The sequence below is a fragment of the Haliovirga abyssi genome (assembly GCF_030295325.1).
GTDB lineage: Bacteria > Fusobacteriota > Fusobacteriia > Fusobacteriales > Haliovirgaceae > Haliovirga > Haliovirga abyssi.
In genome coordinates, this window is sequence record NZ_AP027059.1 from 109,413 (window position 1) to 130,979 (window position 21,567).

A 21,567-nucleotide genomic window follows, 5' to 3' on the forward strand; every position below is an offset into this window, starting at 1 on the left:
TTTATCTTTGTGTTGAACTGTTTTTTATTAATCTTTATTAATAAAATTATCAATAATTGGATTTATCTTGTCATATTCAATTAAAAATGAATCATGACCAGAGTAGGTATTTATCTCGTGATATTCTACATTTTTTTCTTTTTCTTTTAATATATTTGACATCTCTTGAGATTGGTAAGATGGAAATAACCAGTCAGATGTAAATGACATAATTAAAATTTCTTTTGCCTTTATATTATCTAAAGCGTCCTCTAAAGAATTAAAATCTCTGCTAATATCAAATAGATCCATAGCCTTACTTAAATATAGATATGAATTAGCATCAAATTTTTTTACAAATTTGTATCCTTGGTGATCTAAATAATTTTCTACTTCAAATTTTTCGTCAAAGTCAAAATATTCAGTAATATTTGCATGCTTTCTTCCAAATTTTATTTGCATAGCTTCGTCGGAAAGATATGTAATATGAGCAACCATTCTAGCTAATGCAAGGCCGTCTAATAGTCGCTTTTCCTTATAATAATTACCACCATTCCATTTGGGATCAATCATAATAGCATGCCTTCCAATTTTATTAAAAGCTATAGATTGTGGAGAGAGCTTACTAGTAGCAGCAATAACAACTAGTTTATCCATAAAATCAGGATATGTAACACCCCATTGTAATGCCTGCATTCCTCCAATAGAACCACCAATTACAGATTTTAGATGGTAGATTCCAAAATGTTTTTCCAAAAGAATTTTTTGAGTTTCTACCATATCTTTTATTGTTATTGTAGGAAATTTCATTGCGTATGGTTCTTTTGTTTCAGGATTTATAGAATTTGGGCCTGTAGACCCACTACAACCACCTAAAATATTAGAACAAACAATAAAATATTTGTTAGTATCTAATGGTCTTCCTGGACCTATAATAGGATCCCACCAACCTGTTTCAGAATCTTTATCCAATCTGCCTGCTACATGAGAATTTCCAGTTAGAGCATGACAGATTAAAATTGCATTATCTTTATTTTTGTTAAGGGTACCATAAGTTTCGTAATCAAGTGTTATGGGCCCGAATTTCATTCCAGATTCTAGTTTTAAAAGAGGAAATTCGCTATTGCCTGTAGCGAATGTAAATTTTCCATGTTTTAAATTTATAGTTTCAGGTAAATTAGGAGGAAATTTCTCTTCTCTCAATTGTTTTCCAGTTAAATTTTTCATAATGCACCTCCATAAAATCGTAAAATATATAGAAAACAGCACTGCTTGCAATAAGAAAGTTATAATTTTCAAAAATTTCAGTTGCTAAAAATAAAAACTGTTCTTTTGTATTGTTAATATATTATACATTAATAAAAAAAAATCTTCAAGAACAAAAAAAAGTTGAAAAAAAATTATAAAAATGTTATTATATAGAAGAAAGTGTTTAAATATTGGAGGTGCGGTCGTGGAAAAGACATCATTGCTTGTAATTTCAACAAATAAGGAGTTACAACAAAACTTGAGGAAAGAATTAAAAGAGGATTATGAGGTAATAACATTTGATAATCTTTTAGATGGACTGGATATGTTAAGAGAGAGCGATTTTGAAGTTATGCTATTAGATGAGAACTTAAATTGGTTTACTTTTGATGAAGCTATGAAAAAAGTTAAAGGTATAGGAAAAGATATTTTTGTATTAGGATTGTTAAGTGATGAAAATCCAGCTAGAATAAAAGAGATAAAAATGGCAGGTATATATGATTATATTTTGAAACCTATTAATAAAAGAGAATTTGACAGATTAATAGATCATGTTTTAAATAATATAGAAATATTAAAAGAAAAAAGAGATTTGGAGAAAAAACTTCTTATTATTGAAAAAGAAGAAGAGATGATAGGTCAAAGTAATTCTATAAAACAATTAAAACAAATGATAGAAAAAGTAGCTTTAGGAGATACTACAGTTTTAATATTAGGAGAAAATGGTGTTGGAAAAGAATTAGTAGCAAAAGAGATCTATAGAAGAAGTCCTAGGTATAGAAAACCGTTTATAACATTAAATTGTGCAGCAATATCTAGTAATGCTATAGAAGCAGAACTATTTGGGTATGAAAAAGGAGCTTTTACAGGAGCAAATTTATCTAAAAAAGGGATAATAGAGGAAGCGCATACTGGAACTCTATTTTTAGATGAAATAGGTGAACTTGATGTAAAAACTCAAGCAAAACTATTGAGAGTGATAGAATATGGAGAACTTAGAAGAGTTGGAAGCAGCAAAACTTTAAAAGTAGACGTGAGATTTATAGCTGCTACAAATAAAAAATTAGAAGATGAAGTTAGAAGAGGTAATTTTAGAAAAGATTTGTATCACAGACTAACTAATTTTCCTATTTATGTAATGCCTTTAAAAGATAGAAAAGAAGATATTCCATTATTGGTAAACTACTTTTTAAATAAAATTGTGGAAGAACTACATAAAGATATGATTGTGTTTTCAGGCGAAGCAATGAAATATTTGATAGATTACAATTATCCTGGAAATGTAAGAGAATTAAGAAATATTATTGAGAGAATAGTTATTCTTTCAAATGATAGAGTTATTTCAGTAGAGGATTTGCCATTAGAATTAAAAATGAAATCAGATACACTTGAAAATAAAGTTGTAATTGGATTAGGGCCTTTAAAACAAATTTTAGAAAAAGAGATATATGAATTAGCAGAAGTAGAGAGAGTTGTAATTGGAATGGCTCTTCAAAGAACAAGGTGGAATAAGCAAGAAACTGCTAAGGTTTTAGGAATAGGAAGAACGACTTTATACGAGAAAATAAAAAGATATAATTTGGATAGAAGATTAATAGAAAAAGAGATGATGTAAAAAATGGATTTCAATTTAGTTCAATCATATATTTTAAAACTTCCTAAAATTGAAGAGCTAAAAGATATTCCTCAAATAAAAATATTAATAGAAGGATATTCTGAAAGAATAGTAGACGAATATCTTTCTAAGATATTAGAAGAGCGACATAAAAAAATTGTTAAATCAGATGTAGAAGAAGATTTAAAAAAAATGGATTTTTCTATTGACTATTATATAAAAGAGTTGAAAAAAGGGATTGAGATAGAAAAAGGAAAATCATTAAAAAAAGTTATAAATTGTATGGGAACGATCTATTCTGATTATATTGGGAATAGATTTTATTCTAAAGAGGTTTTGGATAATTTTAGTAAGGTTTTTTTTGAGTATACAAATATGGAGCTAGATGAAGAAAATGGAAAAAAAACAGATATAGATAGTGATTTTGAAAAATTGTTAGTTCAACTTTTTGCACAGAAGAACTGTTTATTGGTGAATAATATGGGGAGTGCATTTTATTTACTTGTGGATACTATTTTTAAGGATAAAAATATAATACTTAGTAATTCTGATTGGCTATATTTTTCGGAATTAAAATATGGGATATCGGATGTAATAAAAAATGCAAATGGAAAAATAAAAATAGCAGGTTATTTAAATGATATTAATATAGAAAATTATATTGAATTAATTGAAGAAAAAGATGATTTATGTTTATATAGTGAAATGTTTAATGGGAAAAAAGAGTTTGTTTCAAATGTAAAAGAAGATGAATTCCAAGCTTTAAAAGAAAAATCTAAGACAGTTTATATTACAGATAAAGTGTATATAGAAACTGAATCAAATGCGATAAAAAAAATAGGATATGATATAAAAACTGTTTTAGAGAAAAAATATGATTTTTATATATTGGAACTTTCTAAATTAGGGAATTTCCCGCCTGTAGGAATAATTTTTGCAGATGAAGAAAGTATAGAAAAGATGAAAAAGAACTTTATATATTCTTTGATATCTTTAAATAAAGAGATGAAGGTACTTTTATATTTTTCAATAAAGTTATATTTAGAAAAAAAAGTAAATAAAGTTTGGATTAATGAAACTCTTGCAGAAGATAGAGTGAAAGATAAAAATATAAAATTTATAAAAAATATAGAAGGAAAATTATTTGAAAAAGCTGAAATAGAGCTAGTAGAAACTAAACAGTTTTCGTTCTTTGAATCAATGGGAGATTCTAAAAATGAAAATAGAGAATTTATAAAAATATATCCTCTGAAAAAAGATGTTTATGAAGCTGAAAAAGAGTTGAGAGTGGGATATCCAATTGTATTATGTTGGGTAGTTGAAGATAGTTTGCTTTTGAATATAGATTTGTTAAAAAACGAAGAGATAGAAATATTAAATAAAAAGCTATTGGAAGTGTTATAAATCTTCTGATAGCTTTTTATTTGATGCTTGGAAAAATATTTATACTTCACCACCTGAAATGTAACCTTATTTTTCTATGTAATAAAATTTTACTTGACAATTTTCTATTAATTTGATAATATTATTAAGCTAAAATGGCATAAAGTTTATTTTTATATATATTGAAAGGAGGTGCACAGATGCCTACTATAAATCAGTTGGTAAAAAAAGGTAGAAAAAAAATTGAAAAAGCAAAAGCTACACCAGCTTTACAAAGCAACCCACAAAAAAGAGGAGTTTGTGTAAGAGTTTACACTACTACACCAAAAAAACCAAACTCAGCGTTAAGAAAAGTTGCGAGAGTAAAATTGACAAATGGGATAGAAGTTTCAGCGTATATTCCAGGAATCGGACATAACTTACAAGAACATTCAATAGTACTTGTAAGAGGAGGAAGAGTTAAAGATTTACCAGGAGTTAGATACAGAATAATAAGAGGAACATTAGATGCAGCAGGTGTTTCTGACAGAAAACAAGCAAGATCAAGATACGGTGCTAAAAAGAAGTAAATTAGGAGGTGAATAATAGCGAATGGCAAGACGTAGAGTGGCAAAAAAAAGAGAAGTATTACCAGATTCAGTTTATGGAGATAAAATTGTAACAAAATTCATAAATGGAATAATGAAAGATGGAAAAAAATCATTAGCTGAAAATATATTTTATACAGCTATGGATAAAATAAAAGAAAAAACTGGTGAAGAGGGAATTGATACGTTTAGAAAAGCTTTGGAAAATATCCAACCTTTACTTGAAGTTAAATCAAGAAGAATAGGTGGAGCTACTTATCAAATACCAATAGAAGTAAGACCAGAAAGATCTCAAACATTAGCTATAAGATGGTTGGTTAAATATACTAGAGCTAGAAAAGAATATGGAATGATAGATAAATTAGCAAGCGAATTAATAGCAGCGGCTAATGAAGATGGGGCAACATTCAAGAAGAAAGAAGATACTCATAAAATGGCAGATGCTAATAGAGCTTTTGCGCATTATAAATGGTAAAATAAAAGGAGGACAATCTAATGGCTAGACAAGTTTCTTTGCAAAAAACAAGAAACATAGGGATAATGGCCCATATAGATGCCGGTAAAACAACAACAACAGAAAGAATTCTTTTTTATACGGGGATAACTCATAAAATTGGAGAAGTTCATGAAGGTGCAGCTGAAATGGATTGGATGGAGCAAGAAAAAGAAAGAGGTATAACAATTACTTCTGCAGCTACTACTTGTTTCTGGAAAAAACATAGAATAAATATTATAGACACACCAGGGCACGTGGACTTCACAGTAGAGGTTGAAAGATCTCTAAGGGTTCTAGATGGAACAGTTGCTGTTTTCAGTGGTGTTGACGGGGTTCAACCACAATCAGAAACAGTTTGGAGACAAGCAGATAAATACAAAGTTCCTAAAATGGTATTTATTAATAAAATGGATAGAGTTGGGGCGGATTATTTTATGTGTATGAATGACATAAAAGAAAAGCTTGGAGCTAATCCTGTACCTATTCAATTGCCGATTGGAGCAGAAGATTATTTCGAAGGAATAGTTGATCTTGTTACAATGAAGGAAATTGTTTGGGAAACAGAAGATATGGGAGCTAATTACACTGTTCAAGATATTAGAGAAGATTTGAAAGAACAAGCTGAAGAGTATAGAGATAAATTGCTAGAATCTATTTCAGAAGTTGAAGATGATTTGATGGAGAAATATATTGGCGGAGAAGAGATTTCAGAAGAAGAGATAAGAGCTGCTTTGAGAAAAGGAACTATTGACAATACATTAGTACCAATGCTTTGTGGAACTGCTTTTAAAAATAAAGGTGTTCAAACATTGCTTGATGCTGTAGTTGAATATATGCCTTCACCTCTTGACATAGGTGCAGTAAAAGGAACTGATCCTAAAACAGAAGAAGAGATAGATAGAGAACCATCTGATGACGCAAGTTTTTCAGCTTTGGCTTTCAAAATAATGACAGATCCTTTTGTAGGGAAATTAGCTTTCTTTAGAGTTTACTCAGGAGTGTTAGACAAGGGAAGTTATGTATTGAATTCAACAAAAGGTAAAAAAGAGAGAATTGGTAGAATTTTACAAATGCATGCTAATAAAAGAAATGAAATAGATAAAGTGTATGCTGGAGATATTGCAGCTGCCATTGGATTAAAAGGAACTACTACAGGGGATACTTTGTGTGATGAATCTAATCCTATAATTCTTGAAAAAATGGAATTCCCAGAACCAGTTATATCGGTTGCTGTAGAGCCTAAAACAAAAAAAGATCAAGAAAAAATGGGTATTGCACTTCAAAAATTAGCAGAAGAAGATCCTACATTTAGAGTGAAAACTGATGAAGAAACAGGTCAAACAATCATATCTGGAATGGGAGAACTTCATTTGGAGATTCTTGTAGATAGAATGAAAAGAGAATTTAGTGTAGAAGCAACAGTTGGTAAACCACAAGTTGCTTATAGAGAAACAATTAAAGGAAATGCAAGAGTAGAATCTAAATATATCAAACAAAGTGGAGGTAAAGGACAATACGGACATGTATGGATTGATGTTGAGCCACTTGAAAGAGGTAAAGGATTTGAATTTGTAAATAAAATTGTTGGTGGAGCTATTCCTAGAGAATATATTCCAGCAGTAGAAAAAGGTATAGTAGAAGCTTTAGAAGGCGGAATTTTAGCTGGATATGCAATGCAAGATGTTAAAGTAGTGTTATTTGATGGTAGTTATCATGATGTGGATTCATCTGAAATGGCATTTAAAATTGCAGGATCAATGGCAATAAAAAATGCAGCTAAAAAAGCAAATCCAATAATTCTAGAACCTATATTTGATGTTGAGGTTGTTACTCCTGAAGAATATATGGGAGATATAATAGGAGATCTTAATTCAAGAAGAGGAAGAATAGAAGGAATGGAAGATAGAGCAGGAGCTAAAATAGTAAAAGCAAAAGTAGCTTTATCAGAAATGTTTGGATACGCAACTGATTTGAGATCTAAATCTCAAGGAAGAGCAACTTATGTATACAGATTTGATCATTATGAAGAGGTTCCAACAAATATTGCTAAAGAAATAATAGAAAAAAGAAGTTAAATTTAAATTGAAAACTGATATATTAAAATAAAAATTAATTTTTTAGGAGGTAAAAAAATGGCAAAAGAAAAATATGAGAGAACAAAACCCCATGTAAATATAGGTACAATAGGTCATGTCGATCATGGTAAGACAACAACAACAGCTGCTATATCAAAAATATTAGCAGATAAAGGGTTAGCAGAAAAAGTGGATTTTGAAAATATAGATCAAGCTCCAGAAGAAAGAGAAAGAGGAATAACAATAAATACAGCTCATGTGGAATATGAAACAGAAGCAAGACATTATGCGCATGTGGATTGTCCAGGCCATGCTGATTATGTAAAAAACATGATCACAGGAGCAGCTCAAATGGATGGAGCTATATTAGTAGTATCAGCAGCAGATGGTCCAATGCCTCAAACAAGAGAACATATATTACTAGCAAGACAAGTAGGGGTTCCTTACATAGTAGTATACTTAAATAAAGCAGATATGGTAGAAGATGAAGAACTATTAGAATTAGTAGAAATGGAAGTAAGAGAACTATTAAGTGAATATCAATACCCAGGAGATGATGTACCAGTAATAATAGGATCATCATTAAAAGCATTAGAAGGGGATAAAAAATATGAAGATAAAATAATGGAATTAATGGCTGCAGTGGATGAATATATTCCAACACCAACAAGACCATTAGATCAACCATTCTTGATGCCAATAGAAGATGTATTTACAATAACAGGAAGAGGAACAGTTGTAACAGGAAGAGTAGAAAGAGGAATAGTAAAAGTAGGAGAAGAAATTTCAATAATAGGAATAAAAGATACAGTAAAAACAACAGTAACAGGAGTAGAAATGTTTAGAAAACTGTTAGATCAAGGTCAAGCAGGAGATAACATAGGAGTATTATTAAGAGGAATAAAAAAAGAAGATGTGGAAAGAGGACAAGTATTAGCAAAACCAGGAAGTATAACACCACATACAAAATTTAAATCAGAAGTATATGTATTGAAAAAAGAAGAGGGTGGAAGACATACACCATTCTTCGCAGGATATAGACCACAATTTTATTTCAGAACAACAGATATAACTGGATCAATCAAATTACCTGAAGGAGTAGAAATGGTAATGCCAGGAGATAATATAGAAATGGAAATAGAATTAATTCATCCAATTGCAATGGAAAAAGGATTAAAATTTGCAATTAGAGAGGGTGGAAGAACTGTAGGAGCTGGAGTAGTTGCTACTATAATGGAATAATTAAGTGAAGAGGCATTTGCCTCTTCATAATCTTAGAGGTGCATAATTAATCAGGAGGTGGAAAAAGTTTAATGAGTTCTGGAAAAATAAGAATATATTTAAATGCATATGATCATAAATTGTTAGATCAATCTGCACAAAAAGTTGCAGAAACAGCAAAAAAAACAGGAGCTAAGATAGCAGGGCCTTTGCCTTTGCCTACAAAAACAAAACGATATACAGTACTTAGATCTGTTCATGTAAATAAAGATTCAAGAGAACAATTTGAAATGAGAATTCACAGAAGAATGGTAGAACTTTTAAGTTCTAATCAAAAAACAATTGCAGCTTTAACTGCTCTTAGCCTACCATCAGGTGTAGGAATAGAAATAAGACAAGCGTAATAATATAAGTTGACATTTTAGTCAACCAATATATGGAGGTGTAACAATGTTAGGATTATTAGGAAAAAAAATTGGAATGACTCAAATATTTGAGGATGGAAAAACTATTCCAGTTACAGTAGTAGAAGCAGGACCAAATTACATATTACAAAAGAAAACAGAAGAAAAAGAAGGATACAACGCAATTCAAGTTGGTTTTGGAACAAAGAGTGAAAAAAATGTGAATAAACCAATGATGGGTATTTTTAAAAAAGCTAATGTAGGACCTTTAAGATTTGTAAAAGAATTTAAAGTTGACAATGTTGACGAATTTGAATTAGGACAAGTAGTTAAAGCAGATGCATTAAGTGAAATAAAATATGTTGATGTTGTAGGAACTTCAAAAGGAAAAGGGTATCAAGGTGTAATGAAAAGACATAACTTTGGTGGAAATAGAAAAACACATGGTGTGTCAAGAGCACATAGATCACCAGGTTCAATAGGTCAAAGCTCATCTCCTTCAAAAGTTTTAAAAGGACTAAAAATGGCAGGACAACTTGGAGGAGTTCAAGTAACTGTTCAAAATTTAGAAGTAGTGAAAGTAGATGTAGCAAATAACTTATTATTAATAAAAGGGGCTGTACCAGGACCTAAAAACGGTTTATTAGTTATTAAACCAGCTGTAAAAAAATATTAGTGGCCAGGAAGGAGGAGTAAATAATGCCAATATTGGATTTGTATAATATGCAAGGAGATAAAACAGGAACTATTGAATTAAAGAATGAAGTATTTGGAATAGAACCTAACAAAACAGTCTTGCACGAAGTATTACTTGCAGAACTTGCCGGTTCAAGACAAGGAACTGCAGCAACAAAAACTAGAGCAATGGTAAGAGGTGGAGGAAGAAAACCACTTAAACAAAAAGGAACAGGAAGAGCTAGACAAGGGTCAATAAGAGCTCCTCATTGGGTTGGAGGAGGAGTAACATTTGGACCTCAACCAAGATCATATGAACAAAAAATAAATAAAAAAGTTAAGAAATTAGCTTTAAGATCAGCTTTGTCTGAAAAAGTAAATGAAGGAAATTTAGTTGTTGTAGATGAATTTAATTTTGATGCACCTAAAACTAAAAGTATAATAGCATTTAATACAAAAGTTGGAGCAGATAAAAAACAATTATTCGTATTAAATGATTTAGCAGGTGATAAAGATTGGAATACATACTTATCAGCTAGAAATTTAAAAGATGCAGTAATATTACAACCAAATGAAATGGGTGTATATTGGTTATTGAAACAAAACAAAGTAATAATTACAAAAGATGCAATTAGCACTATAGAGGAGGTGCTAGCATAATGACTATTTATGAAATGATAAGAAAACCAATAATAACAGAAAAAAGTGAATTATTAAGAAGAGAATTTAATAAATACACATTTGAAGTAGATAAAAGAGTAAACAAATTGGAAATTAAAAATGCAGTAGAAAAAATATTTGGAGTTACAGTAGAATCAGTAGCTACAATAACTTCAAAACCAAAGACAAAAAGACACGGAATGAAATTATATAAAACACCTTTAAAGAAAAAAGCAATTGTAAAATTAAAAGATGGAGATAATATAAAATATTTCGAAGGTGTGTAAAATTAAGCGGAATGGAGGGTAGAATCGATGCCAATTAAAAAGTTTAAGGCAATGACTAATGGAACTAGACATATGACAATGTTAGTTAATCCTGATTTAGATAAAAATGTAAGACCAGAAAAAAGTTTGACTGTGCCTCTAAAGAGTGCATATGGAAGAGATAATTATGGTCATAGAACAGGAAGAAACGTACAAAAAGGTCATAAAAGATTATATAGATTAATAGATTTTAAAAGAAATAAATTAGATATACCAGCAAAAGTAAAAACAATAGAATATGATCCAAACAGAACAGCAAATATAGCTTTACTTGTATATGCTGATGGAGAAAAAAGATATATATTAGCTCCAGAAGGATTAAAACAAGGAGATACTGTATTAGCAGGAGCAGGTGCTGATATTACTCCAGGAAATGCTATGAAATTGAAAGACTTACCAGTTGGAACAAGAATTCATAATATTGAATTACAACCAGGAAAAGGTGGGCAATTAGCAAGATCTGCAGGAGTATATGGAAGACTTGTAGCAAAAGAAGGAACTTATTGTCACGTAGAGATGCCATCTGGAGAATTAAGATTAATTCATAAAGAGTGTATAGCTACAATTGGTGTTGTTGGAAATGGAGAACATCAATTAGTAACAATAGGTAAAGCAGGAAGAAACAGACATATGGGAAGAAGACCTCACGTAAGAGGATCAGCAATGAATCCTGTAGATCATCCACATGGTGGAGGAGAAGGTGGAGCTCCAGTAGGAAGAAAGAGTCCTGTGACTCCTTGGGGGAAACCAACTCTTGGTAAGAAAACTAGAGGAAAAAAACTTAGCGATAAATTTATTGTAAGAGGAAGAAAGAAGAAATAGTTGAGAGGAGGTAAATAATGGCACGTTCATTAAAAAAGGGACCTTTTGTAGATGATCACTTAATGAAAAAAGTGGAAATTTTAAATAAAGAGAGCAAAAAACAAGTTATAAAAACATGGTCTAGAAGATCAACAATATTTCCTGACTTTATAGGCCATACTTTTGCCGTTTATAATGGTAAAAAACATGTCCCAGTATATGTTACTGAGGAAATGGTTGGACATAAATTAGGAGAATTTTCACCTACAAGAACATTTCGTGGGCATGGAAAAGACGCAAAGAAAAAATAGAGAGGAGGCATTATTTTGGAAGCGAAAGCAATAGGACGTTATTTTAGAGTTAGTCCTCAAAAAGCAAGATTAGTGGCTGACTTAGTAAGAAATAAAAACGCTGAAGAAGCTTTAAATATACTTAAATTTACAAATAAAAAAGCTGCTCCATTAATAGAAAAAGTACTGAAATCAGCAATAGCTAATGCAGTAAACAATTTCGATATGGATGAAGAGAAATTATATGTTTCTACAATTTATATTGATAAAGGGCCTTTTTTGAAAAGAATAAAGCCAAGAGCTATGGGTAGAGCAGATAGAATATTAAAGAAAACTAGTCACATTACAGTTTGTGTAGGTGAGAAAAAGGAGGGATAGTTAAGTGGGCCAAAAAGTAGATCCTAGAGGATTGAGGTTAGGAATTACTAGAACTTGGGATTCTAACTGGTATGCAGACAAAAAAAGTTATGCAAACTATTTTCATGAAGACTTAAAAGTTAGAAACTTTATAAAGAAAAATTATTATCATGCAGGTATTGCAAAAATATTAATTGAAAGAACTTCACCTTCTCAAGTGGTGATTGCAATTTATACAGCAAAAGCTGGGATATTAATTGGAAGAAAAGGTGTCGAAATAGAGGCATTAAAGAAAAAACTTGAAAAATTAACTGGTAAAAAAATCATAGTTAAGGTTCAAGAAGTAAAACAACCTAATAGAAATGCTCAATTAGTAGCAGAAGGTGTAGCTTTCTCTATAGAAAAAAGAATAGCATATAAAAGAGCAATGAATCAAGCTATAAGAAGAGCAGAAAAATCAGGTGCACAAGGAATAAAAGTTTCAGTTTCAGGAAGACTAAATGGTGCTGAAATTGCAAGAGCAGAGTGGAGTTTATCAGGAAGAGTTCCTTTGCATACATTAAGAGCAGATATCGACTATGCAACAGCAGAAGCAGATACTACTTATGGAAAAATCGGAATAAAAGTTTGGATTTTTAATGGAGAAGTTCTTCCAAAGAAAGCGGAAGGAGGGCAAAAATAGATGTTGATGCCAAAGAGAACAAAATATAGAAAACAAATGAGAGGCAGACTAAAAGGAAAAGCTCATAGAGGAAATTATGTGGCTTTTGGAGACTTCGGACTTCAAGCATTAGAACCTCATTGGATAACTAATAGACAAATAGAAGCTTGTAGAGTTACAATTAACAGAACATTTAAAAGAACAGGAAAAGTATTCATAAGAATATTCCCTGACAAACCTTTTACTCAAAAACCAGCTGAAACACGTATGGGAAAAGGAAAAGGAAATGTTGAAGGATGGGTAGGAGTTGTTAAACCTGGAAAAATATTATTTGAAGTTTCAGGAGTAACAGAAGAATTAGCAAGAGAAGCAATGAGAAAAGCAGCTCATAAATTACCTATAAAAGTTAAATTTGTAAAAAGAGAAAATGGTGGTGATGTAAATGAAGGCTAATGAATTGAAAGCTTTAGCAGCAGAAGAATTAGTAAATAAAGAAAAAGAATTAAAAGAAGAATTATTTAACTTGAAGTTTCAACTTTCTTTAGGACAGCTTACAAATACAACAAGAGTAAGACAAGTAAGAAGAGATATAGCAAGAATAAAAACAATCTTGGGAGAGAGGGAATTGGTTAATAAGGAGGGATAAATAAGTGGAAACTCGTAATGACAGAAAAGTCAGAGAAGGAGTAGTTGTATCTGACAAAATGGATAAGACAGTAGTGGTAGCAGAAGTTAGAATGATTATGCATCCATTATATAAAAAAAGAGTAAAAAGTACAAAAAAATATAAAGCTCATGATGAAGAAAACATTTGTAAAACAGGAGATAAAGTAAGAATAATGGAAACAAGACCTCTAAGTAAAGATAAAAGATGGAGAGTCGTAGATATTCTTGTAAAAGCTAAGTAGCGAGAGGAGGAAAATTTAAATGATACAACAACAAACTGTCCTTAATGTAGCTGATAACTCTGGTGCAAAAAAAATAATGTGTATAAGAGTATTAGGAGGATCAAAAAGAAAATTCGGAAGAATTGGAGATGTGATCGTAGCAAGTGTTAAGGAATCAAGTCCAAATGGAAATGTAAAAAAAGGTGAAGTGATAAAAGCTGTTGTAGTAAGAACAAGAAAAGAAATAAGAAGAGCAGATGGGTCATATATAAAATTTGATGACAATGCAGCTGTTATTATAGATGAGAATAAGAATCCAAAAGGAACTAGAATTTTCGGACCTGTGGCAAGAGAATTGAGAACTAAAGATTTTATGAAAATAGTCTCTCTTGCACCAGAAGTATTATAGGAAGGAGGTAAATAACCTTGGCAAAGCCTAAAATTAAATTCGTACCAAATAAATTACATGTAAAAACTGGAGATACAGTTTATGTGATATCTGGGAAAGATAAAGGAAAAGTAGGGAAAATAGTAAAAGTTTTTACTAAAAAAGGTAAAGTAGTAGTTGAAGGGATAAATATTGTAACTAAACATATGAAACCAACTCAAATGAACCCACAAGGGGGAGTTGTAGAAAAAGCTGCACCAATTTATACTTCAAAAGTAATGTTATATTGTGATAAATGTGGAAAACCAACAAGAATATCAAAAAAAGTGTTGGATGATGGAAAAAAAGTAAGAATATGTAAACACTGTGGTGAAGTGTTATAAGAAGGGAGGAAAACGTAGTGGCGGAAAAATACGTTCCTAGATTAATGGAAAAGTATAATAAAGATGTAGTACCTGCTCTTATGAATAAATTAGGAATAAAAAATATAATGGCGGTACCAAAAATAGAAAAAATTGTTGTAAGTATTGGAGTTGGAGAAGCAACTCAAAACTCAAAATTAATAGATGCAGCATTAAGTGATTTGAGAACTATTACAGGTCAACAACCTATTGTGGCAAGAGCAAAAAAATCAGAAGCTGGATTTAAATTAAGAGAAGGTGTAGCAATAGGAGTAAAAGTAACATTAAGAAAAGAAAAATTATATGAGTTCTTGGATAGGTTAATAGCAATTGCTTTACCAAGAGTTAGAGATTTTGAAGGTGTTAGTGCAAATTCATTTGATGGAAGAGGAAACTATACTCTAGGACTTAGAGAACAATTAGTATTCCCTGAAATTGAATATGATAAAGTTGAAAAAATCTTCGGTATGAGTATTACTGTAGTAACATCTGCAACGACTGATGCTGAAGCAAAGGCTTTACTTGATGAATTTGGTATGCCTTTCAAGAAATAAGGAGGTAATTTAAAAGATGGCTAAAAAGTCTATGATAAACCGTGATGCTAGGAAAAAGCAAAGAGTTCAACATAGAAATAGATGTAAGATTTGTGGAAGACCAAGAGGATATATGAGAGAATTCGAAATATGTCGTATATGTTTTAGAAAGCTAGCTGGGGAAGGTAAAATCCCTGGTGTAAAAAAAGCGAGCTGGTAGAAAGGGGGAAAGAGAATAAATGTATTTTACTGATCCAATAGCAGATATGCTAACAAGAATAAGAAATGCAAATTCAGCTTCACATGAAAAAGCAGACATGCCTTTTTCAAAAGAAAAAGAAGCTATAGCTTCTGTGCTAAAAGCAGAAGGATATATATTAAATTATAAGGTTATTGAAAAAAATAATAAAAAAGATTTAAGAATATATTTAAAATATGGAGTAAATAACGAAAAAGTAATAAAAGGAATAAAAAGAATTTCAACACCTGGAAGAAGAGCTTATTCAGGGGTTAAAGAGATGCCAAAAGTTTTAGGTGGACTTGGAATTGCAATAGTTTCAACACCAAAAGGAATAATTACTGGGAAAGAATGTAAAAAAGAAAATGTAGGTGGCGAAGTATTGTGCTACGTATGGTAAAAAGTATGTTAGGAGGTGCCAATTAATGTCAAGAGTAGGAAGAAATCCTATAACAGTTCCAGAAGGTGTAACTGTGGAGATAAATGGTTCAAATGTATCAGTAAAAGGACCAAAAGGAAAATTAGAAAATGCATTTAATGAAAATATATCTATAAAACAAGAAGCTGGACAAGTAATAGTAGAAAGACCAAATGATACTCCTCAAATGAGATCATTACATGGAACTACAAGAGCTTTAATTGCAAATATGATAACAGGTGTAAATCAAGGATTTACTAAAACTTTAGAATTAATCGGAGTGGGATATAGAGTAGCTGCAAAAGGTAAAGGACTTACTTTAGCACTAGGATATTCTCATCCTATAGAAATTCTTCCAATAGAAGGTATTACATTTAAATTGGAAGGAAATACAAAAATTAATGTTGAAGGAATAGATAGAGCCCTTGTTGGACAAGTAGCAGCAGATATTAGAGCTAAAAGAGCACCAGAACCTTACAAAGGAAAAGGTGTTAAATACTCTGATGAAGTAATAAGAAGAAAAGAAGGAAAAAAAGCATAAAGTAAAGGGGTGAAAAAGATTGTATAAGAGAATAGACAGAAATGCTAACAGGCTTAAAAGAAGATATAGAATAAGAAAAATAGTATCTGGAACAGCCGAAAGACCAAGATTAGCTGTTTTTAGAAGCTTAAATAATATATCTGTCCAATTAATAGATGATATAAAAGGACACACATTATTATCTGCTTCTACAATAGATAAAGAACTAAAATCAGAAGTTAAAAACGGTTCAAATGTAGAAGCTGCTAAATTAGTAGGAAAGAAAATTGCCGAAAGAGCATTAGCAAAAGGGATGAAAGTAGTAGTATTTGATAGAGGTGGATATTTATATACAGGTAGAGTAAAAGCCCTAGCTGATGCTGCAAGAGAAGCAGGATTGGAATTTTAAAGAGGGAGGGAAATAAACTTGAGAAGAGATAGAAAGAATTCTGAAAAAGATAGTAATCTACAAGAAAAGATAATCAGAATAAATAGAGTTTCAAAAACTGTAAAAGGTGGAAGAAGAATAAGTTTTTCTGTTTTAGCAGCAGTAGGAGATGGAGAAGGTAGTGTTGGTTTAGGTTTAGGAAAAGCTAATGGTGTTCCAGATGCAATAAAAAAAGCAATTGCAGTTGCTAAAAGAAATATGGTGAAAATGTCATTTAAAGGACATACAATTCCTCATGAAATAATTGGAGAATTCAGTTCAACTAAAGTGTTATTAAAACCGGCTTCTGCAGGTACAGGAGTAATAGCAGGATCATCTGCAAGAGATTTGTTAGAATTAGTAGGAGTACATAATATATTAACTAAAGTTATGGGAAGTAAAAATAGACTTAACGTAGCAAAGGCTACTATTAATGGATTACAAAACCTTAGAACTCCTGAAGCAATAGCTGCATTAAGAGGAAAAACTGTAGAAGAAATTATAGGCTAGGAGGTAAGGATAATGGCAGGAAAGCTAAAAATAAAGCTTGTAAAAAGCATAATTGGTAGAAAGCCAAAACATGTAGGGACTGTAAAGTCTTTAGGATTAAAAAAGCTAAATGATGTAGTAGAACAAAATGCTACAGCTGATATTATAGGAAAAATTAATCAAATATCTTACTTATTAGAAGTTGAGGAGGTGTAAGTAGTGAAATTAAACGAGTTAGCACCAGCTCAAGGATCAAAAAAAAATAGAAAAAGAGTTGGAAGAGGAGAATCTTCTGGAGTAGGAAAAACTTCTGGAAAAGGTAGTAATGGTCAAAAATCAAGATCAGGAAGCTATATTCATGTAGGTTTTGAAGGTGGACAAATGCCTTTAATTAGAAGAGTTCCAAAAAGAGGTTTTTCTAATTATAGATTTAAAAAAGAATTTGCAATAGTAAATTTGAAAACATTGGAAGAAAGATTTGAAGATGGAGCAGAGATAACACCAGAAATACTTTTAGAAGCAAAAGCAATAAAGAAATTATCTGATGGAGTAAAAGTTTTAAGTAAAGGAGATCTTACTAAAAAATTTACTGTAAAAGCTCATAAATTCTCTGCAGCAGCTAAAGAAAAAATAGAAGCTGTTGGTGGAAAAGTAGAGGTGATTTAAGTTGTCTATGTTACAAAATTTTTCTGATAAAATAATGGGTATAAACAAAATACCTGATTTAAGAAAAAAAGTAATTTTTACACTAATAATGTTTTTAGTTGCCAGGGTGGGAACTCATATTCCTTCCCCTGGAGTTGATGTAGCTAGACTTACTTCTATGGTTAATACTAATGATATTTTAGGATTCATCAATATGTTCTCTGGAGGAGCTTTTAAAAGAGTTTCAATTTTTGCACTAGGGGTTATGCCTTACATTAATGCTTCAATCGTAGTTCAATTACTAACAGTAATAGTTCCACAACTTGAAGAGATGCAAAAAGAAGAAAGAGAAAGAGCTAAAATAGTACAATGGACAAGATATCTTACTATTATAATAGGTGGAATACAAGGATTTGGTGTAAGTATATGGTTGCAATCAATGGGATTAGTTTATAATCCAGGATTTTTATTTTTATTTACAACTGTAACTATACTAACTGCTGGAACTGTATTCTTAATGTGGCTTGGAGAGCAAATAACTGTTAATGGAGTTGGAAATGGTATTTCATTAATAATATTTTTAAATATTATTGCAAGAATGCCAGCAGCACTTATACAGTCAGTACAAAAAATGAGTGGAAGTAAATTTTTCATAATTGAAATCTCATTTCTAATACTTATAGTTGTGGCAATAACTGCAGCAATAGTAGCATTCCAATTAGCTAATAGAAAAATACCTATTCAATATGCAGGAAAAGGTTTTGGAGGTAAAAATTCAATAGCTTCTAAAACATATTTGCCATTGAAAATAAATACAGCAGGTGTAATACCAATAATATTTGCTTCAGTTTTGTTAATGTTACCAGCTATGCTAGTGAAAGCATTACCAAATACTGATTTAAGAGTATTTTTAGAAAGAATTTTTTCAACTACAAGTCCAGTATATTTAACATTATATGCGGCACTTGTGATATTCTTTACTTTTTTCTATACTGCAATTATGTTTGATCCTGAAAAAGTAGCTGAAAATTTGAAAAAAAGTGGAGGCACAATTCCAGGAATAAGACCAGGTAGTGAAACAGTAGATTATCTTGAAAAAGTTGTTACAAGAATAACTTTTGGAGGAGCTATTTTCTTAGCTTTAATAGCTATAGTTCCAATGCTAATATTTGGTATGTTTGGTCTTCCTGTATACATAAGTGGAACAGGATTACTAATCATTGTTGGAGTAGCGTTAGATACTGTACAACAAATAAATGCGAATTTAGTTGTAAGAGAATATGAAGGATTTTTATCATAAAATTTTATGAATATAAATTTTTTAATTTATAGGCAATAGATTATGGGCATTTGCCTATATTCTATTGCCTTAATTTTTTAGGAAATAAAAAGTTGGAGTATAAGAAAGGAGTAGTAAAATATGAATATAATGTTATTGGGGGCACCTGGAGCAGGAAAAGGAACACAGGCTAAATATTTAATAGAAAACTTTGGAATTCCACAAATATCAACAGGTGATATTTTAAGAGCAGCTGTAAAAAGTGGAACTGAAATGGGAATAAAAGCTAAAAATTATATGGATAAAGGTGAATTAGTTCCAGATGATGTAATACTTGGAATAATAAAAGATAGATTGGCTGAAGATGATTGTAAAAAAGGATTTATTTTAGATGGATTTCCTAGAACAGTTGCACAAGCAGATAGTTTAGAAGTAGTATTAAAAGAGTTAGGGAAAAAAATGGATGGAGTAATAGCATTAACTGTAAAAGATGAAGAATTAATAACAAGATTAACTGGAAGAAGAGTATGTAAAGATTGTGGTTCAAGTTTTCATATTAAATTTAATCCACCAAAAGTAGAGAATATATGTGATTATTGTGGTGGAGAATTAATTATAAGAAAAGATGATAATATAGATACTGTAAAAAATAGATTAGAAGTATATAAAAAACAAACAGAACCATTAATAGAATATTATAGAAATAAAGGAAGTTTTATTGAAATTAATGGAGAACAAGATATAACAGCAATAAGAAAAGATATAGTAGAGGCTTTAAAAGGGGAATAGTATGATAATCTATAAAACAAGAGAAGAGATAAAAAAAATAGAGAAAGCTGATAAAATATTAGCTGAAATATTAGATGATCTACTACCAAAATATATAAAAGCTGGAGTAACAACATATGAATTAGATAAAATTGCAGAAGATTATATTTTATCAAAGGGAGCAAAACCAGGATTTAAAGGATATAGAGCTGGATATTTAACATTTCCAAGCACTTTATGCACTTCTATAAATGAAGAAGTAGTGCATGGAATTCCTTCTAAAAAGAGAAAGTTAAAAGATGGAGATATTATAAGTGTTGATGTAGGAAGCATAGTTGAAGGATATTATGGAGATTCAGCAAGAACATATTCTGTAGGAAAAATAGATGATATTGCTAAAAAATTAATGGACGTTACTGAAAAATCTTTATATATAGGGATAGAACAAGCAAAAGTTGGAAATAGAATATCAGATATAGGGCATGCCATTCAAGAATATATAGAATTAAATGGATTTGGAGTAGTAAGAGATTATTGCGGGCATGGAGTAGGTAGATATTTACATGAAGATCCTCAAATACCTAATTTTGGTCCTGTAGGAAGAGGCTCTAAAATAGAAGATGGTATGGTAATAGCAATAGAACCAATGGCAACAGAAGGTAGTTATAAGGTAAAAACTCTTCATGATGGTTGGACAGTTATAACAAAAGATAAAAAAAGAGCAGCACATTTTGAACACAGTATAGCAATAATTGATGGAAAACCTGTAATTTTAAGCAAACTATGATATTATTTCACTTGATTTTTATATGAATTTAGTGTAGAATATTTTAGAATGCTATAATTTCTTAAGTATCCAAAAAAATATAGACTTTTTATAGATAATTTGGTATAATAGAAAAACTTGAGTCTAGGAGGTTAGCTATGGCTAAAGAAGATGTAATAGAGTTGGAAGGTAAGGTTTTAGAATCTTTACCAAACGCAATGTTTAAAGTTGAACTAGAAAATGGACATGTTATTTTAGGACATATTTCTGGTAAAATGAGAATGAACTATATAAAAATTCTTCCAGGTGATAAAGTAACAGTTCAAATATCACCATATGATTTAACAAGAGGAAGAATAGTATATAGAAAAAAATAATTTAAAGGAGGGAGGGGAAAATGAAAGTCAGAGCATCTGTAAAACCAATCTGCGAAAAATGTAAAATAGTAAAAAGAAAAGGCAGAGTAATGGTAATTTGCGAGAATCCTAAGCACAAACAAAAACAAGGGTAAAGTTCTCTGTAAAGGTATATATTGTCGTAGGATGATTTTTTCTATTTATATAGAAAGTATACCGAGGAAAGTGTTTAGGTGGTTATAAAACCACTAGTATATAGAATATATTTTGATGATTTTGAGAGGAGGAAGTTTAAGTGGCTAGAATCGCCGGAGTTGATATACCACGTAATAAAAGAGTTGAAATTTCTTTAACTTATATTTATGGAATCGGTAGAAAGAGATCTCTTGAAGTACTTGGAAAAGCAGGAGTAAATCCTGATATAAGAGTAAAAGATTTAACAGAAGATGAAGTTGGAAAAATCAGAAATGTTATTACTGAAGAATTAAAAGTAGAGGGAGACCTTAGAAAAGAAGTAAGACTTAATATAAAAAGACTTATGGATATAAAAAGTTATAGAGGGCTAAGACATAGAAATGGATTGCCTGTTAGGGGACAAAAAACAAAAACTAATGCAAGGACAAGAAAAGGTCCTGCAAAGGCAGCTGTTAAAAAGAAAAAATAAGGAGGTAAGC

The 21,567-nt window shown here is 30.7% G+C and carries 34 protein-coding genes; 33 read left to right on the forward strand and 1 reads right to left on the reverse strand.

Translation table 11 applies throughout. The features are described from left to right. Nucleotides 1-27: 27 nt before the first annotated feature. Nucleotides 28-1,206 (reverse strand): homoserine O-acetyltransferase MetX, encoded by a 1,179-nt coding sequence (metX, locus tag RDY08_RS00400; RefSeq protein WP_307904467.1) that lies wholly within the window; start codon nucleotides 1,204-1,206, stop codon nucleotides 28-30. Nucleotides 1,207-1,387: 181 nt separating this feature from the next. Here metX and RDY08_RS00405 point away from each other — a divergent pair, with 181 nt between their 5' ends. From RDY08_RS00405 to rpsM, 33 genes are all read left to right on the forward strand, one after another. Then, nucleotides 1,388-2,842, forward strand: a complete 1,455-nt coding sequence (locus tag RDY08_RS00405; RefSeq protein WP_307904468.1) for a sigma-54-dependent transcriptional regulator — start codon at nucleotides 1,388-1,390, stop codon at nucleotides 2,840-2,842. A 3-nt stretch (nucleotides 2,843-2,845) separates the two neighbouring features. Continuing rightward, nucleotides 2,846-4,246, forward strand: coding sequence for a PLP-dependent aminotransferase family protein (locus tag RDY08_RS00410; RefSeq protein ID WP_307904469.1), 1,401 nt, complete (start codon nucleotides 2,846-2,848; stop codon nucleotides 4,244-4,246). A 179-nt stretch (nucleotides 4,247-4,425) separates the two neighbouring features. Next, complete coding sequence (rpsL, locus tag RDY08_RS00415; RefSeq protein ID WP_307904470.1) at nucleotides 4,426-4,794, forward strand: 30S ribosomal protein S12; 369 nt, start codon at nucleotides 4,426-4,428, stop codon at nucleotides 4,792-4,794. Between the two features lie 22 nt (nucleotides 4,795-4,816). Then, nucleotides 4,817-5,287: a 30S ribosomal protein S7 gene (gene rpsG, locus RDY08_RS00420; protein WP_307904471.1), complete on the forward strand. Its 471-nt coding sequence runs from the start codon at nucleotides 4,817-4,819 to the stop codon at nucleotides 5,285-5,287. A gap of 20 nt (nucleotides 5,288-5,307) precedes the next feature. Next, nucleotides 5,308-7,383 carry an elongation factor G gene (fusA, locus tag RDY08_RS00425; protein ID WP_307904472.1) on the forward strand — a complete coding sequence of 692 codons (2,076 nt, stop codon included), beginning with the start codon at nucleotides 5,308-5,310 and terminating at the stop codon, nucleotides 7,381-7,383. 57 nt (nucleotides 7,384-7,440) lie between these two features. Next, nucleotides 7,441-8,625 carry an elongation factor Tu gene (tuf, locus tag RDY08_RS00430; protein ID WP_307904473.1) on the forward strand — a complete coding sequence of 395 codons (1,185 nt, stop codon included), beginning with the start codon at nucleotides 7,441-7,443 and terminating at the stop codon, nucleotides 8,623-8,625. Between the two features lie 71 nt (nucleotides 8,626-8,696). Then, nucleotides 8,697-9,008, forward strand: a complete 312-nt coding sequence (rpsJ, locus tag RDY08_RS00435; RefSeq protein ID WP_307904474.1) for a 30S ribosomal protein S10 — start codon at nucleotides 8,697-8,699, stop codon at nucleotides 9,006-9,008. 46 nt (nucleotides 9,009-9,054) lie between these two features. Beyond that, on the forward strand, nucleotides 9,055-9,684 hold the full coding sequence (gene rplC, locus RDY08_RS00440) for a 50S ribosomal protein L3 (protein ID WP_307904475.1): 630 nt from the start codon (nucleotides 9,055-9,057) through the stop codon (nucleotides 9,682-9,684). A 23-nt stretch (nucleotides 9,685-9,707) separates the two neighbouring features. Next, nucleotides 9,708-10,343 (forward strand): 50S ribosomal protein L4, encoded by a 636-nt coding sequence (gene rplD, locus RDY08_RS00445; RefSeq protein ID WP_307904476.1) that lies wholly within the window; start codon nucleotides 9,708-9,710, stop codon nucleotides 10,341-10,343. Further along, nucleotides 10,343-10,630, forward strand: coding sequence for a 50S ribosomal protein L23 (gene rplW / locus RDY08_RS00450; protein WP_307904477.1), 288 nt, complete (start codon nucleotides 10,343-10,345; stop codon nucleotides 10,628-10,630). Before rplD ends, rplW begins: the two co-directional genes overlap by 1 nt. A gap of 27 nt (nucleotides 10,631-10,657) precedes the next feature. Further along, on the forward strand, nucleotides 10,658-11,491 hold the full coding sequence (rplB, locus tag RDY08_RS00455; RefSeq protein ID WP_307904478.1) for a 50S ribosomal protein L2: 834 nt from the start codon (nucleotides 10,658-10,660) through the stop codon (nucleotides 11,489-11,491). 17 nt (nucleotides 11,492-11,508) lie between these two features. Beyond that, complete coding sequence (gene rpsS / locus RDY08_RS00460; RefSeq protein WP_307904479.1) at nucleotides 11,509-11,781, forward strand: 30S ribosomal protein S19; 273 nt, start codon at nucleotides 11,509-11,511, stop codon at nucleotides 11,779-11,781. 15 nt (nucleotides 11,782-11,796) lie between these two features. Next, nucleotides 11,797-12,138 (forward strand): 50S ribosomal protein L22, encoded by a 342-nt coding sequence (gene rplV, locus RDY08_RS00465; protein ID WP_307904480.1) that lies wholly within the window; start codon nucleotides 11,797-11,799, stop codon nucleotides 12,136-12,138. A gap of 4 nt (nucleotides 12,139-12,142) precedes the next feature. Further along, nucleotides 12,143-12,799 carry a 30S ribosomal protein S3 gene (gene rpsC, locus RDY08_RS00470; RefSeq protein WP_307904481.1) on the forward strand — a complete coding sequence of 219 codons (657 nt, stop codon included), beginning with the start codon at nucleotides 12,143-12,145 and terminating at the stop codon, nucleotides 12,797-12,799. Beyond that, on the forward strand, nucleotides 12,800-13,231 hold the full coding sequence (gene rplP / locus RDY08_RS00475) for a 50S ribosomal protein L16 (RefSeq protein WP_307904482.1): 432 nt from the start codon (nucleotides 12,800-12,802) through the stop codon (nucleotides 13,229-13,231). It begins immediately after the preceding gene. Beyond that, a complete protein-coding gene (gene rpmC, locus RDY08_RS00480) occupies nucleotides 13,221-13,424 on the forward strand; it encodes a 50S ribosomal protein L29 (protein WP_307904483.1) in 204 nt (67 codons plus the stop codon). The genes rplP and rpmC overlap by 11 nt, the downstream gene beginning before the upstream one ends. Nucleotides 13,425-13,428: 4 nt before the next feature. Next, nucleotides 13,429-13,686, forward strand: a complete 258-nt coding sequence (gene rpsQ, locus RDY08_RS00485; protein WP_307904484.1) for a 30S ribosomal protein S17 — start codon at nucleotides 13,429-13,431, stop codon at nucleotides 13,684-13,686. A 19-nt stretch (nucleotides 13,687-13,705) separates the two neighbouring features. Then, nucleotides 13,706-14,074, forward strand: a complete 369-nt coding sequence (rplN, locus tag RDY08_RS00490) for a 50S ribosomal protein L14 (protein ID WP_307904485.1) — start codon at nucleotides 13,706-13,708, stop codon at nucleotides 14,072-14,074. 17 nt (nucleotides 14,075-14,091) lie between these two features. Next, nucleotides 14,092-14,436, forward strand: coding sequence for a 50S ribosomal protein L24 (gene rplX, locus RDY08_RS00495; protein WP_307904486.1), 345 nt, complete (start codon nucleotides 14,092-14,094; stop codon nucleotides 14,434-14,436). Nucleotides 14,437-14,480: 44 nt separating this feature from the next. Beyond that, nucleotides 14,481-15,008, forward strand: a complete 528-nt coding sequence (rplE, locus tag RDY08_RS00500; protein WP_307905463.1) for a 50S ribosomal protein L5 — start codon at nucleotides 14,481-14,483, stop codon at nucleotides 15,006-15,008. 16 nt (nucleotides 15,009-15,024) lie between these two features. Next, entirely contained in the window at nucleotides 15,025-15,207 is a 183-nt protein-coding gene (locus RDY08_RS00505; protein ID WP_307904487.1) for a type Z 30S ribosomal protein S14, read from the forward strand. 19 nt (nucleotides 15,208-15,226) lie between these two features. Then, nucleotides 15,227-15,625, forward strand: coding sequence for a 30S ribosomal protein S8 (rpsH, locus tag RDY08_RS00510; RefSeq protein ID WP_307904488.1), 399 nt, complete (start codon nucleotides 15,227-15,229; stop codon nucleotides 15,623-15,625). 25 nt (nucleotides 15,626-15,650) lie between these two features. Beyond that, nucleotides 15,651-16,184, forward strand: a complete 534-nt coding sequence (gene rplF / locus RDY08_RS00515) for a 50S ribosomal protein L6 (protein ID WP_307904489.1) — start codon at nucleotides 15,651-15,653, stop codon at nucleotides 16,182-16,184. Nucleotides 16,185-16,203: 19 nt separating this feature from the next. Then, a complete protein-coding gene (gene rplR / locus RDY08_RS00520; RefSeq protein ID WP_307904490.1) occupies nucleotides 16,204-16,572 on the forward strand; it encodes a 50S ribosomal protein L18 in 369 nt (122 codons plus the stop codon). Between the two features lie 18 nt (nucleotides 16,573-16,590). Further along, nucleotides 16,591-17,100, forward strand: a complete 510-nt coding sequence (gene rpsE / locus RDY08_RS00525; protein WP_307904491.1) for a 30S ribosomal protein S5 — start codon at nucleotides 16,591-16,593, stop codon at nucleotides 17,098-17,100. 12 nt (nucleotides 17,101-17,112) lie between these two features. Next, nucleotides 17,113-17,295, forward strand: coding sequence for a 50S ribosomal protein L30 (gene rpmD, locus RDY08_RS00530; protein WP_307904492.1), 183 nt, complete (start codon nucleotides 17,113-17,115; stop codon nucleotides 17,293-17,295). Between the two features lie 3 nt (nucleotides 17,296-17,298). After that, nucleotides 17,299-17,745 carry a 50S ribosomal protein L15 gene (rplO, locus tag RDY08_RS00535; protein WP_307904493.1) on the forward strand — a complete coding sequence of 149 codons (447 nt, stop codon included), beginning with the start codon at nucleotides 17,299-17,301 and terminating at the stop codon, nucleotides 17,743-17,745. Between the two features lies 1 nt (nucleotide 17,746). Continuing rightward, nucleotides 17,747-19,024, forward strand: a complete 1,278-nt coding sequence (gene secY / locus RDY08_RS00540) for a preprotein translocase subunit SecY (RefSeq protein ID WP_307904494.1) — start codon at nucleotides 17,747-17,749, stop codon at nucleotides 19,022-19,024. 120 nt (nucleotides 19,025-19,144) lie between these two features. Continuing rightward, entirely contained in the window at nucleotides 19,145-19,792 is a 648-nt protein-coding gene (locus RDY08_RS00545) for an adenylate kinase (RefSeq protein WP_307904495.1), read from the forward strand. A 1-nt stretch (nucleotide 19,793) separates the two neighbouring features. Next, on the forward strand, nucleotides 19,794-20,558 hold the full coding sequence (gene map / locus RDY08_RS00550; RefSeq protein ID WP_307904496.1) for a type I methionyl aminopeptidase: 765 nt from the start codon (nucleotides 19,794-19,796) through the stop codon (nucleotides 20,556-20,558). A gap of 137 nt (nucleotides 20,559-20,695) precedes the next feature. Then, nucleotides 20,696-20,914: a translation initiation factor IF-1 gene (gene infA / locus RDY08_RS00555; RefSeq protein ID WP_307904497.1), complete on the forward strand. Its 219-nt coding sequence runs from the start codon at nucleotides 20,696-20,698 to the stop codon at nucleotides 20,912-20,914. Nucleotides 20,915-20,934: 20 nt separating this feature from the next. Beyond that, complete coding sequence (gene rpmJ, locus RDY08_RS00560) at nucleotides 20,935-21,048, forward strand: 50S ribosomal protein L36 (RefSeq protein ID WP_307904498.1); 114 nt, start codon at nucleotides 20,935-20,937, stop codon at nucleotides 21,046-21,048. A 140-nt stretch (nucleotides 21,049-21,188) separates the two neighbouring features. Then, nucleotides 21,189-21,557 carry a 30S ribosomal protein S13 gene (rpsM, locus tag RDY08_RS00565; protein ID WP_307904499.1) on the forward strand — a complete coding sequence of 123 codons (369 nt, stop codon included), beginning with the start codon at nucleotides 21,189-21,191 and terminating at the stop codon, nucleotides 21,555-21,557. Nucleotides 21,558-21,567: the final 10 nt, after the last annotated feature.